The organism is Paenibacillus xylanexedens (assembly GCF_007676705.1).
Lineage (GTDB): Bacteria > Bacillota > Bacilli > Paenibacillales > Paenibacillaceae > Paenibacillus > Paenibacillus xylanexedens_C.
On the sequence record NZ_VEBF01000002.1, the window covers coordinates 1,029,962 to 1,043,172 of the forward strand.

12 protein-coding genes are annotated in these 13,211 nt (G+C 48.8%); 3 read left to right on the forward strand and 9 right to left on the reverse strand.

Annotation, left to right across the window (positions count from 1 at the left end; genetic code table 11):
- Positions 1-31 precede the first annotated feature (31 nt).
- The 4 genes from ptsP to aroA all read right to left on the reverse strand — a co-directional run bounded on the left by ptsP (position 32) and on the right by aroA (position 5,656).
- Positions 32-1,792 carry a phosphoenolpyruvate--protein phosphotransferase gene (gene ptsP, locus FS628_RS14455; RefSeq protein WP_145322890.1) on the reverse strand — a complete coding sequence of 587 codons (1,761 nt, stop codon included), beginning with the start codon at positions 1,790-1,792 and terminating at the stop codon, positions 32-34.
- Positions 1,789-3,669 carry a glucose PTS transporter subunit IIA gene (locus tag FS628_RS14460; RefSeq protein WP_145322892.1) on the reverse strand — a complete coding sequence of 627 codons (1,881 nt, stop codon included), beginning with the start codon at positions 3,667-3,669 and terminating at the stop codon, positions 1,789-1,791. Before FS628_RS14460 ends, ptsP begins: the two co-directional genes overlap by 4 nt.
- A gap of 196 nt (positions 3,670-3,865) precedes the next feature.
- The gene (locus FS628_RS14465; RefSeq protein WP_145322894.1) at positions 3,866-4,300 is read right to left on the reverse strand and encodes a CoA-binding protein; all 435 of its coding nucleotides are present in this window, start codon (positions 4,298-4,300) and stop codon (positions 3,866-3,868) included.
- A 60-nt stretch (positions 4,301-4,360) separates the two neighbouring features.
- The gene (aroA, locus tag FS628_RS14470; RefSeq protein WP_145322896.1) at positions 4,361-5,656 is read right to left on the reverse strand and encodes a 3-phosphoshikimate 1-carboxyvinyltransferase; all 1,296 of its coding nucleotides are present in this window, start codon (positions 5,654-5,656) and stop codon (positions 4,361-4,363) included.
- Between the two features lie 106 nt (positions 5,657-5,762).
- Between aroA and FS628_RS14475 the strand changes: the two genes are divergently transcribed.
- Positions 5,763-6,068, forward strand: coding sequence for a rhodanese-like domain-containing protein (locus tag FS628_RS14475; RefSeq protein ID WP_145322898.1), 306 nt, complete (start codon positions 5,763-5,765; stop codon positions 6,066-6,068).
- 128 nt (positions 6,069-6,196) lie between these two features.
- Here FS628_RS14475 and FS628_RS14480 read toward each other — a convergent pair whose 3' ends face one another.
- The 4 genes from FS628_RS14480 to FS628_RS14490 all read right to left on the reverse strand — a co-directional run bounded on the left by FS628_RS14480 (position 6,197) and on the right by FS628_RS14490 (position 9,214).
- The gene (locus FS628_RS14480) at positions 6,197-6,706 is read right to left on the reverse strand and encodes a shikimate kinase (RefSeq protein WP_260871033.1); all 510 of its coding nucleotides are present in this window, start codon (positions 6,704-6,706) and stop codon (positions 6,197-6,199) included.
- A gap of 93 nt (positions 6,707-6,799) precedes the next feature.
- The gene (locus FS628_RS31385) at positions 6,800-6,970 is read right to left on the reverse strand and encodes a hypothetical protein (RefSeq protein WP_186327822.1); all 171 of its coding nucleotides are present in this window, start codon (positions 6,968-6,970) and stop codon (positions 6,800-6,802) included.
- Positions 6,971-7,031: 61 nt separating this feature from the next.
- Entirely contained in the window at positions 7,032-8,441 is a 1,410-nt protein-coding gene (gndA, locus tag FS628_RS14485) for an NADP-dependent phosphogluconate dehydrogenase (RefSeq protein WP_145322900.1), read from the reverse strand.
- Positions 8,442-8,614: 173 nt separating this feature from the next.
- Entirely contained in the window at positions 8,615-9,214 is a 600-nt protein-coding gene (locus tag FS628_RS14490; protein ID WP_145322902.1) for a hypothetical protein, read from the reverse strand.
- A gap of 217 nt (positions 9,215-9,431) precedes the next feature.
- Here FS628_RS14490 and FS628_RS14495 point away from each other — a divergent pair, with 217 nt between their 5' ends.
- Positions 9,432-10,058 carry a YktB family protein gene (locus FS628_RS14495; protein ID WP_145322904.1) on the forward strand — a complete coding sequence of 209 codons (627 nt, stop codon included), beginning with the start codon at positions 9,432-9,434 and terminating at the stop codon, positions 10,056-10,058.
- 123 nt (positions 10,059-10,181) lie between these two features.
- Here FS628_RS14495 and FS628_RS14500 read toward each other — a convergent pair whose 3' ends face one another.
- Positions 10,182-11,474, reverse strand: a complete 1,293-nt coding sequence (locus FS628_RS14500; protein ID WP_145322906.1) for an MFS transporter — start codon at positions 11,472-11,474, stop codon at positions 10,182-10,184.
- A 176-nt stretch (positions 11,475-11,650) separates the two neighbouring features.
- On the opposite strand from FS628_RS14500, the gene FS628_RS14505 reads away from it, so the two are divergent.
- Positions 11,651-13,126 carry an aminotransferase class I/II-fold pyridoxal phosphate-dependent enzyme gene (locus tag FS628_RS14505; RefSeq protein ID WP_047844430.1) on the forward strand — a complete coding sequence of 492 codons (1,476 nt, stop codon included), beginning with the start codon at positions 11,651-11,653 and terminating at the stop codon, positions 13,124-13,126.
- The last annotated feature ends 85 nt before the right edge of the window (positions 13,127-13,211 follow it).

The window sequence follows — 13,211 nt, forward strand, 5'->3', positions numbered from 1 at the left end:
ACTTAAAGGTATTTATATCCAATTATCCATTTCACGATGCATTTGATCCACTCTGTTCGTCCGAATTCCCCGTAGAGTCATTAAAAACTTGCAGACGCTCCTCAATATCCCCGCTGGTCCGTAGGGCGAAGCACTTACGAGCTTCTTCCTTGGCTGCTGATGCCGTTGTGTTCAACACTCTGTGCTTCACACGCAACAGGGATTGTGGAGACATACTCAAATGGCGAATGCCAAGCTCCAGCCAAAGCGGAATGGCACGTTCGTCCCCCGCCATCTCCCCGCATACACTCACATCAATGCCGGCTGTGTGAGCCGCATCTGCTGTGGCACGAAGCATCCGCAGAACAGCCGGATGATAAGGATGATACATATGGGCAATCTGTTCGTTCATTCGATCTACTGCAAGTACATACTGAACCAGATCATTCGTACCGATGCTGAAGAAGTCCGCTTCCTCAGCCAGCAGATCAGCAATCATCACCGCTGCAGGAACTTCAATCATGATCCCGACCTGAATGTGAGGGTCATATGATAATCCCCGCTCGTCCAGATCGGCCATCGCCTCACGAAGAATCACATTGGCCTGCTGAAGCTCTTCCACCGAAGAGATCATGGGATACATGATTTTGACATTACCGGCGGCACTGGCACGCAGAATGGCTGTAAGCTGTGTTTTGAACAGATCCTTGCGGTCCAGACTAATCCGAATGGCACGGTATCCCAGAAACGGATTGTCTTCCTCTGGAAGCTCAAAATAATCAAGCTGCTTGTCACCACCAATATCCAGTGTACGAATGACAACGGATTGGCCTGCTGTTTTCTCTGCCACAAGGCGGTATACCTCATATTGTTCTTGCTCTCCCGGGAATGTAGCCCGGTCCATATACAGGAACTCTGTCCGGAACAAGCCTACACCCTTGGCTCCATGTTTCAAAGCCATGTCCAGTTCCTTCACGGAACTGATATTGGAAGCAAGATGTAATACAGCCCCGTCTTTGGTTACAGCATCCACCGTTGCAAGCACCTGTAGCTGTTCCTTTTTCTTCAACTGTTTGCTGCGAAGCATCGTATAGCGTTCTATCGTCTTGCGGTCCGGATCGGTAAATACCAAGCCATTGTCACCATCTACCACAAGCATATCACCTGTCTCTACCGGCATGCCAAGACTCGCTTCCAGACCGGAAACGAGAGGAATGCCAAGTGCACGAGCCATAATTGCTGAATGTGATGTTTTCCCGCCAATCAAGGTTACAATGCCAAGCACATGAGTAGGATTCAGATGTGCCAATTGAGAGGGCGACAGCTCTTTCGCGACGAGTACATAAGGCTGGGTATCCGAAGGAAGTGTAATCTCCGGTGCGCCGAGCAGATGCTTGAGCAGACGGTTACCCACATCCTTGATGTCGATTGCCCGCTCCTTCATATATTCGTCTTCCAGCAGGTCAAACATCGTAACAAAGTGGTCAATGGCTTCTTTCACCGCCACTTCTGCCGCCTTGTACTGACGCTCGATAATGCCGCGGATTTCGTTCATGAATACCGGATCTTCGAGGATGGCCAGATGTGCATCAAAAATACTGGACTCCTCGGGACCAACGACTTCCTTGAACTCATTCTTGATATATTCGATCTCATCCTTTGATGTCCGTATGCCCTCATACAGCCGTTCGAACTCCTGGGCGAGATCTACCGAATCCATCTTCTGATCCGGCAGATCCCATTCCCAACTGGGCAGGACAAATGCTTTGCCGATGGCTATGCCTGCAGCTCCGTTGATGCCTTGTATCTTCATTCTACCCCTCCAACGTTCCTGTCATAGAGCACCACGGACATAACGGATGCCTGACCTTTCTTAACTTGCTTAAATGGAGCAAAACTCCATGATTTTACACGATCCGGATTCGTAATTACCATAGGTGTTGTCAGTGACGCCGCTTGCTCGCGAAGTACCGCGAGATCAAACTTGATCAACAACTGCCCTGGCTCCACCGTATCGCCCTCCTGCACAAAAGCTTCAAAATGGCCTTTCAACTGAGATGTATCGATGCCGATATGCAGTAACACCTCAAGCCCTTCACGGGTGGAAATCCCCAGGGCATGCATGGTCGGGTACAGATGCATAATCGTTCCATACACAGGTGATACCAGCTCTCCGCGTTCCGGGACAAAGGCTACCCCATCCCCGACAAGCTTGGCTGCAAAGATCTGATCTGGAACCTCTTCAATCGGCAGCATCTTACCCTGAACGGGAGCACAGAACAGAACCTGTTGCAGATCTCTTTCGAGCAGCTTCGCGATTTCTTCCCGGATCAATTCCGAGTAGGTACCAAATACCACCTGCACGTTACCGCCGCCCAGCTTGATCAGTCCGGCGGACCCCATACTCTTCATGGCCCCCGTGTCGATCAGTCGGTCATCATGCACAGTCAGGCGAAGGCGTGTAATACAGGCCTCAACCTGTACAATATTTCCTTTTCCACCCAATGCTTCGAGAATCAAAGGGGCCTGATAAGGAATGTTCCCTACCCAATCTTCCAGCATCGATCCCTCTTCACGTCCTGGTGTTGGAATCTTGAATGTACGAATCGCCCATCGGAACAGGAAGTAGTAGACCAGCCCATATAGTATGCCAATCGGAATGAGCTTCCAAGCATTCTCCGATAGATGGAAATTGAGTATGTAATCAATAATACCTGCGGAGTACGAAAAGCCGTGCCGGATATCGAGCCAGTAGCTGATCCACATGGCAACACCGGACATGACTGCATGCACGATGAACAGATAAGGTGCAGCGAACAAAAAAGCAAACTCAATCTGCTCAGATACCCCCGTCAGAAAACAAACGAGTGCTGATGTAAGAAAAGTTTTCTTAATCTTCGGTTTGAGATCTTCCCTAGCTTCCTGAATAATAGCGAAGGCTATCGCCGGAATAGCAAACATCATGATGGGAAACAAACCCGCCATAAAGAATCCTGCAGTTGGATCACCTGCAAAAAATCGGGGCAAATCCCCTTGCACAATGTTACCATCAGGCGTCTCAAAGGTTCCCAACTGGAACCAAAACACATTGTTAAGCAGGTGATGAAGTCCGAAAGCGACCAGCACCCTGTATAACACTCCATAGATGAATAGTCCAAACCCACCGAGACTGTATTCCCACGTGGCAATGGCGTTCAATCCGTGTTGTAAAATCGGAGCGAGCCATAGCATAAAACAGGAGAACAGGGCCGAACAGAGTCCAACGATAAGCAAAACAAACCTTGAACCTCCGAAAAATTGTAAGATTTCGGGTAGTTTAATACTTTTGAACCGATTATGCATTCCCCCGGCAAGCGCGCCGAGTATGATTCCGATTAAGGAAGCGGGCTGAACGGTGCCGTCGCCGAAGTTGCGAGTCACCTGATCATATATCACGATACCAGCCAGCGCAGCGAGTCCCGCTTGCCCGGCCTGGTTGGAGAGTCCCAGGGCTACACCGACAGCGAACAGATACGGTAAAAAATAAAAAATACCGTGTCCGGCCACGGTAGACACTTCACCGACAACTTCCAATCCCCAGGCGTTCCAGGGCAGACTGCCCACACTGAGCAAAATTGCGGCGGCGGGCAGGACCATTGTAGGCAGCATTACCGCTCGTCCGAGCTGCTGCAAGGATCCGAGCCAATTCATGGCGACCTCTCCTTTCTATCCTAGATGGTAAGCTTTACGCAACGTTTTGTCAAAGCAAAACAGTAACCAATTGGTAATTAATACGGCAAAAATAGCACAGAAAAAATCCCGTCAACTTCAAGTTAACGGGATTCATCCTACACACATTCAATTGGGTGCGATCAGGAGATCATCCGATCACAGGTGAACGGGCTTCTCAGCCGCGTCCAGCGCCGCGCAGAACGATGGAATCCTCTACCTTGATACAACGATTCGTTACCGCTGTCATACCGTTCTCCGCAGCAATCTGGACCGCTTCATCGCTATGGATGCCAAGCTGCAGCCACAATACATTCGCTTTGATGGCAGCCGCATCACGAGCCACATCCGCACAAAACTCCTCGCGGCGAAACACGTTCACAATGTCTACCGGCTCTGGGATATCCGCAAGCGTGGCATATACCGTCTCTCCAAGGATCTCACCTTGAACCTGTGGATTAACCGGGATGATGCGATAGCCTCTGCTCTGCATGGCTTCTGCTACCATATAGGACGTGCGATCCGATTTGTCTGATAAGCCGACGACTGCGATGTTGCCTGCATTGCGCAAAAGGTGTCCAATTTCTTCACGAGTAGGGTTGTTAAATTCCATGTTCAAGCACCATCCTTTTCTGATTAAAGTGCGTGTTCAAAAGACAAGTTTTCAGTTATTTCACTCTTTTACCCATTGAACCGAGGCGCCAAGCGCTTGCAAATGATCGAAATATTGCGGATAAGACTTGGCTACATGGTGTGCATCCCGAATACGAAGCGGTTCTTTGGAACGCAGACCAACGACAGTCAGGGCCATAATTACGCGATGATCGTAATGAGCGTTAATCTCAACGCCGCCTTCAACGCCTTCCGGACGTCCCTGTACGATAATCTCAGCCTGACGCTCTTCGACGTTCGCTCCTGCCTTCCGCAGTTCGTTCAAATAATCGGTGATTCGGTCACATTCCTTGTAACGCAGGTTCTCTACATTATAGAACCGTGACGTGCCTTCCGCAAACACAGCTGCGGCTACCATAGCCAAAACGGCGTCCGTCGCGGCATCCCCGTCGAATTCGATCGCTTTCAGTCTGCCATTGCCTTGAACGTGTACCACATCGTTCTCATGTGTCAACGGCACTTCCATCATGCGTAGAACGTCAACGATGGCACGTTCACCCTGTTTGCTCTGCTCCATCAGGCGCAGAATTTTCACATCAGACTGTGTAACCGCAGCTGCGGCAAGAACCGCTGCTGAGCCCGGGTAGTCTCCTTGAACCGTGTAGGTCGTCGGCTGGTAAGCCTGTCCACCTGGTACACGGAAAGACATGTAATCATCACTTGCATGGATAACGATGCCTGCCTGCTCCAGCACTTCCAAGGTCTGCCCGATCACGACTTTGGATTTCAGGTCATTCAGGACTTCAATGGTGCTGTCTTCTGCAAGCAAAGGCGTAACAAATAACAGTGCGCTCAGATATTGGGAGCTGACGGAGCCGGATACACGAATGTGCCCACCCTTGGCGTTACCGCCTTTAATTGTAATCGGCAGGCGTCCTTGTTCGTGTTGTACTTCTACACCCAGTTGACCCAGTGCATCGATCAGATCATCATGTGGCCGTTTGCCGAGCGAATCCGGGTACATATTCACAAAGGTAACTTCAGGACAGAGCGCCGTAACTCCCATCAGAAAACGAAGTACAGCACCCGCATTCCCTACATTCAATTCACGCACATCACGCGGATGGCTGCCAAAACCCTGGATCACAATCTTGCTGTCGTCCTCTTCAAGCACTGCCCCAAGATCGCGAATACATCTGCGCATGGCGTCACTGTCTTCACTGTGTGCCGGGAAATGAATGGTACTTGTGCCTTCTGCCAACGCAGCAGCCAGCAAATAGCGGGTAGTGTAATTTTTGGAGGACAGAGCTCCGATTTCCCCGTTCAGAGTGGGGGTTGGTTTAACAATAACGTCCATGGATGAAATTCTCCTTCATTGATTATATTGTGGCCAAATTGACATTCCGTGCATCGCTTGGGTATCATTATAGGCGTTAAGTCCATACAGAAAAGAGGACCTGAATATGACACAAATAGCTGAAATTGAAACGTCTGAGCTGCGCCGCCGTTTACAGGCGGGAGAGAAGCTGCAGATGATAGACGTCCGCGAGGACGATGAAGTCGCACAAGGCATGATCGAAGGAGCCAAGCATATTCCGCTTGGACAGATTCCAGACCGACTGTCTGAGATTGATAAGTCAGGCGAGATTATCATCATCTGTCGTAGCGGTTACCGCAGTGAACGTGCTTGTGAATATCTGCAGCAACTCGGATATGAAGGCTGTACGAACATGGTCGGCGGCATGCTTCAATGGCAACAGGAAGACTAGAAAGAATCGGAGCTAAGACACTATAAATTCGTGACTCTACTCTACTCCACTCCTGCAAACGGGCCAATATGGCCCGTTTTCTATATCTGCCACTCTTTATCAAGCAACAAACTTCGATGATAACAAGCTTAGACGCGGTAATGCGCTAAAATTAAACGAGTCACTTCACCAGCGGATAACTCGGTTGTATCCACCGTATAATGCGCGAACCGATATGCATCTTTTCGTTCTTCCATAATCGTCTGAATGCGTTCCTCTGCATTGCCTGCGAGAAGCGGACGATTGTCACAACCGCTAACACGCTCTACAATCACTGCCGGATCAGCAGTCAGGGCAACGACCCAACCATTCTTCGACATCACGTCACAATTATCCGAACGCAGCACTACACCACCGCCGGTCGCTATCACCTGTGACTTTTTCTCCAGTACCGAGCACAACATGCGACTCTCAGCATCACGGAAATACGTCTCGCCCTTGCCAGTGAACAGTTCTGGAATCGTACAGCCTTCCTCTTTCTCCACCGCGGCGTCCACATCAATCAATCGGTAACCAAGCTCGCGTGCAAGCATGTCAGCGACGGTTGATTTGCCGGTTCCCATCATGCCGATGAGAATAATATTGTTAGACTTGCTCAAGGTGTACACTCCTTTAATCCAAGCAATTCGTGAGCACTTTTGTCCTATCATAACACAGCCCTGCGGACTGGGAAAGACCATCGCCTTACGACTTCATTTCGAACATCCATGAATACTTCCAATGCAGATCAAGTAGCTTCCGCATCTTAAGGATGCCAGATCATACTGAAGTACTTTCACAAATAACACCGCTGTATAAAACGAAAAGAGACCTGGCGTTAACCGGAAATAACCGGAACGCCAAGCCTCTTTCGAGTCTCTCAACAGGCCAAAGCTCCTGCGTAAGGGCCCTTTAGCCAAATCTCATCGACTCATATATGTGGTACTACTCCATCCAATTGTGGTGGAAGCTGCCTTCTTTGTCCACACGTTTGAACGTGTGAGCACCGAAGTAGTCACGTTGAGCTTGGAGCAAGTTTGCTGGCAGACGCTCTGTACGGTAGCTGTCGTAGTAAGACAGTGCGCTGGAGAAGCCAGGTACTGGAACACCTTGTTTTACAGCCGCAGCTACAACTTCACGCCAAGCGCCTTGATAAGACTCAACGATGTTTTGGAAGTAAGGATCCAAGAGCAGGTTTTTCAGTGCTGCGTCTTTATCATAAGCTTCCTTGATGTTTTGCAGGAACTGTGAACGGATGATGCAACCACCACGGAAGATCATGGCAATGTTACCGTATTTCAGATCCCAGCCATACTCATCGGAAGCTGCACGCATTTGTGCAAATCCTTGTGCGTAGGATACGATTTTACTTGCAAAGAGGGCTTTACGCACGCTCTCGATGAATGCCTTTTTGTCGCCAGAGAAGGCTTCCGTCGCTGGTCCACTCAGGATTTTGCTAGCTGCTACACGCTCGTCCTTCATCGCAGACAAGAACCGGGAGAATACAGATTCTGTAATCATGGACAATGGTACGCCGAGATCCAGCGCGCTTTGGCTTGTCCATTTACCTGTTCCTTTTTGTCCAGCAGCGTCCAGAATAACGTCAACCATTGGTTTGCCAGTTTCAGGATCGTATTTGGAGAAGATATCTGCCGTGATTTCGATCAGGTAGCTATCCAGCTCCCCTTGGTTCCATTCCGTAAAGATTGCATGAAGCTCTTCAACGGAAACGTTCAATACGGATTTGAGCAAGTGGTACGCTTCACCAATCAACTGCATGTCTCCGTACTCGATACCGTTATGTACCATTTTCACATAGTGTCCGGCACCATCAGGTCCAATATATGTACAACATGGATCGTCACCGACTTTGGCCGAGATCGCCGTCAGGATCGGTTCAACCAGTTTATAAGCACTTTCCTGTCCACCCGGCATAATGGAAGGGCCTTTCAATGCGCCTTCTTCACCACCGGATACACCTGTACCGATGAAGCGAATTCCTTTGTCTTCCAACTCTTTGCTGCGACGTTGCGTGTCAGGGAAGTATGCGTTCCCTCCATCAATGATGATGTCGCCTTCGTCCAGGTGAGGAAGCAGTTGTTCAATAGTAGCGTCGGTCGCTTTGCCGGCTTGTACCATGATCAAAATTTTGCGTGGGGATTCCAGGGATGCTACGAACTCTTCAATGGAGAATGAGCCTGTCAGGTTTTTACCTTCAGCTTCTTTCAGAAGATCATTGGTTTTCTCCGGGGAACGGTTATATACCGATACCGAGAAACCTCTGCTTTCAATGTTAAGGGCCAAATTTTTGCCCATGACAGCCAGGCCAATTACGCCAATTTGTTGTTTTGTCATCTGGTCCTCCATCCTTTGCTCCAATTAATTTTATTGAAATAAATTCTCAACAATACTCCCATTTTAACGGTTTTATGTATAGAAGTGAACCCCGTGGCACAGTTACGCAACGAGAAAACACCCCAATCTGCTGAGGTGTTCATCGTATTTTCATAAATACGGCCTTCTCTTGATCAGCCTTCCAGCATTAGCAGATGTCCAGACAGCTGTTTTAAGACTTCACGACAAGCATTTGCTTTTTCGATATTATCCATCTGCATGGCCGTGTACAGGCGCTCCAGCTCATCGTCCACTTCCATGCGCAACAACATCAGTCGCTCCTCGCCTTCGCGCGAGAGGAACATTTCTTCCATCTCTTCCGCCGTTGGCGCAGGTTCCTTTTGAAAAATGACACGCTGTTTGAATCCGGACACTTCAACGAGACGAATGACTTCACCGAACAAAATGTTCTCCACGGTCATCTGCTGATCCTTGAACCTCTTCACAACCGCATGCCCGCGTGTATCTCCAATCAGCTTCTCCAGCCACTCTGCCAGCTTGGCGTCCTTGATAATATAATCGCCTGTCATCTTATAGTTCCCACTGCGTGTCTGTTGAAAACGGAGCTTTACCAGCTTGCGGCCGGTACGGACAGACAGGATAAAAAAGGATTCGTCCTCGCTCCAATATAGTGAATACCCCTCACGAATAAGGTCTTTGATCAAATTTTGGATATGCCGACGGTTGAACCGCAGCTCCAGATTGCAATATTCAACTTCATAACTCTTATTCACGGCACTCCCTCCATCTGTACCGGATTTGCTCCGGCCCTCGTCTTCAATCGCTTCTACTCAATCGGCTTACCCTATTTTATACTTCATTTTATGTAAGGGTACTTGGTTATTTGACTATTTTTCACCGAAAGGACCTCTGGATCGCAGCTTTCCGCAGGAGCACAGGGGCAAGCCCCCGATTTTCATGATATAATGGACGCGAAATGGAGGAGTACAGATGACTTTCTTGGGTTTTAACAGCAAGGATTTTGATGTATTTCAGGTTCCCGGTCTGGAGCCGCGCATGGAAGTGCTGATTGAACGCGTTCGGCCAAAGCTGGAAGTGTTGGGTACTGAACTTGCGCCCTACCTGACTGAATTATGCGGGGAAGAGATGTATGTGCATGTAGCCAAGCATGCGCGGCGTACCGTCAATCCTCCGAAGGATACGTGGGTATCCTGGGCATCTTCCAAAAGAGGTTACAAAGCTCTGCCTCACTTTGAAGTGGGCATGTTCGATACACATATATTTGTTATCTTTGCGATTATCTATGAAAGTCCAAACAAATCCACGTTCGCCGAAGGGCTTGAACGCCAATTGGACGAGGTGCGCAGCACTCTGCCTGGGGAGTACTATTGGTCCATGGACCATATGGCACCACACGGCACACTGCAAAAAGACATGCAGGATGAGGATTATGAAACAATCATTACCAAGCTGAAGACAGTGAAAAAAGCCGAGGTGATGTGTGGACTGCGTATTGATCGGGATGATCCGCTTGTCGCGGATGGGGACAAGTTCCTGGAAACGGCCCGTTCAACGTTCCTAACCTTGCTGCCGCTTTATAAAATGTCTTTGTCTTAAGCTAAGTAGTTATATATGTGCAAAGGATATTTGCACTGAATGACGTGGCGCGAACAACAACCCGCCACGCTAAAAGGGAGTTCCAGTAACCACGACGGTTGACGGAACTCCCTTTACTTTTACTTATTTGGCCGGAGCGGTACGAAACGGATTCCGGGATAATACAAAGTGCACTACGGCAAGTCCTGCCATGACAATGGCACTCCCGATGAATGGAGCCGGATGGCTAACGTGGTCCCACAGCAGACCGGATACAATGGGGCCTACAACCATGCCTGATCCCTGCAATGTAAGGAAGAATCCCCAGATCGCTCCCCGCTCCCCTTTGGGAATCAGCGTAGCTACAAAAGCATTCCAGGCTGGCAAAATCATGGCATAACTGATCCCCACCAGCATGACAACGCCAAACACCACTGGAATGGACGTTATGGAGGAAAATGCGAACAGACTCGCTGCCGCCATCAAAAAACCAACATTCAGGAACGGTTTCGTGCCGAACCTGTCTACCATTTTACCTACAGGCAGTAAGGCTATAACGGTTATTCCACCACCCGCAATCAACAACAAACTGTAAAGGTTCGGTGAGATGTGCAGGTCTGTGCGTGTATATAGCGTGATTACTGGACTGAGCAGCCCGATGACAAACGACTGCATGAACAAGGCAGGATACACGAGCGGATTAACATTAAGCGTGCTGCGTACCCGTTGCAGTGTGCCCTTTACACTCTTTTGCAGCCGTATGAACGGCGTGAGCAGATTGGGTTTGGCTGGATATTTCACATCACTATTCTTCGCTGCTTGCACGGCATGCTCTCCTTCAACAATGACACGTCCAGGAAGAATCATCGCTACTAGGATAACCAGTATGGCACATCCCATCAGCACGAGGAATATGGTTCGATAATCATGATGCGTGCGCTCCAGCAGCCAGTTCATGCCTATAGGTCCAAGCCCCGTTCCGCCGAGAGCAGCCATCTCCAGCGCCCCCATTGCTGTACCATTCTTGTTCTGTGGGCCTGACATCGCAGTCACCCCTGTCATGGCGCAAGGCCAGAGTGGTGACGTACCAATTCCAAGAATGAGACAGGCCATGGCCAGTCCAAAGGCACTTTTGAGAAAAAGGATCATAATAACAGCGATTAAGGTACAGATTAATGCTGTAACCATCGTTGCGCGGAACCCGATCCGTTCTGCTGCCCAGCCGGAAGGCGCCCGGAACAGATTATCACCCAGATATTGAAGAGCAAATGCCACACCAATGACGCCTGCAGACAGACCCAGTATATTGTCCATATACACGGGCAGAACAGCTACCAACAGGGCCCCTTTGATAATTTCAACTAGAAAAAGTGTCAGCCACATCGCGATAAAAAATGGTGATCGCAAAATTTTGGCTGGTTTTGTATCGGTTTGCATTCTTTTTCCCCTTTCGGTGTTCATTTGCCTATTCCCTATCCTTAGTGTAACCGTGGGGAATGTGCCCAAATCTCGGCAATTTAAAAAATTGTCGATTATACTGTTGCATTCGGTTCTTAATTTGCTATACTCATCTTTGTTTACCAATTTTATTAGGAAGGGTTGTGACAGCACTGATGAATCACCACCGTACGCCGCTGTTTACCGCTTTAAAAAATCATGCGGCACTCAATCCGGTACAGTTTCATATTCCGGGCCATAAAAAAGGATTGGGAGCGGATACCGAATTCCGTGAATTTATTGGCGATAATGCCTTCTCCATAGATTTGATTAACATCGCACCGTTGGATGACCTGCATCAGCCAACCGGTGTCATTCAGGAAGCACAGATTTTGGCAGCAGATGCCTTCGGAGCCGATTATACCTATTTTAGTGTACAAGGCACAAGCAGTGCCATTATGACCATGATTCTGTCTGTATGTTCACCGGGTGACAAAATTATTGTGCCCCGTAATGTGCATAAATCGGTTCTGTCCGCCATTATTTTCTCAGGCGCCAAACCCGTATTTGTTTCTCCTTCACAAGATGCCAATCTAGGCATTGACCACGGAGTGACTACACAGTCTATCCGTCGCGCACTTGAGCGTCATCCAGATGCCAAGGCATTGCTGGTGATTAACCCGACCTATTACGGCGTGGTTACCGATCTAAAAGAGATTGTTGAGCTTGCACACAGCTATCAAGTCCCTGTCCTCGTTGATGAAGCACACGGTGTACTCATTCATTTCCATGAGGATCTGCCGTTGTCTGCGATGGCAGCAGGTGCCGATATGGCTGCAACCAGTGTTCACAAGCTTGGTGGCTCCATGACACAGAGTTCCGTACTCAACCTGAACACGAAGAATGGGTTCGTGAATCCACAGCGTGTACAGACGATCCTGAGTCTGCTCACCTCAACATCAACTTCATATATTTTGCTAGCTTCACTCGATACATCCAGACGTAACCTGGCACTCCACGGTCGTGAGATTGCACAGAAGGCGATTGAACTAGCTGAGTTTGCCAGACGTTCGATTAACGATATGGATGGCCTGTATTGCTTCGGTAGAGAGCTGCTGGGTACAGAAGCGACCTTCAACTATGATCCAACCAAAGTAACGATCCATGTCCGCCATCTGGGCATCACAGGATATGAGACAGAGAACTGGCTGCGCGAACATTACAACATTGAGGTCGAACTTAGTGATATGTACAATATTCTGTGTCTCATCACGCCAGGAGATACGGATGACAGCGTGGATATCTTGCTGAACGCTTTGCAGGATCTCTCCCGTACCTATTATCAAGTCAACCCGGCCCATGAACTGGTAGTAAAAGTTCCGGATATTCCACAGTTGATGCTGACTCCACGTGATGCATTCTACGGTGATACCGAAGTGATTCCATTCAAGGAATCCGCAGGACGTATTATCTCGGAATTCATCTATGTCTATCCGCCAGGAATTCCAATCCTGTTACCGGGTGAGGTTATCACCCAGGAAAACATCGACTACATCATCGATCATGTCGAAGTTGGATTACCCGTCAAAGGACCCGAAGATCGCAGCGTAACCAACGTTAAAGTGATCGTGGAAGCCGATGCCATTTTCTAAAACAACTCCATCACTGGAATGAACTTGAAGGACCAAGCCTTAAGCTTGGTCCTTTTTTATTTTATGAGACAAGAAATTTTGCATT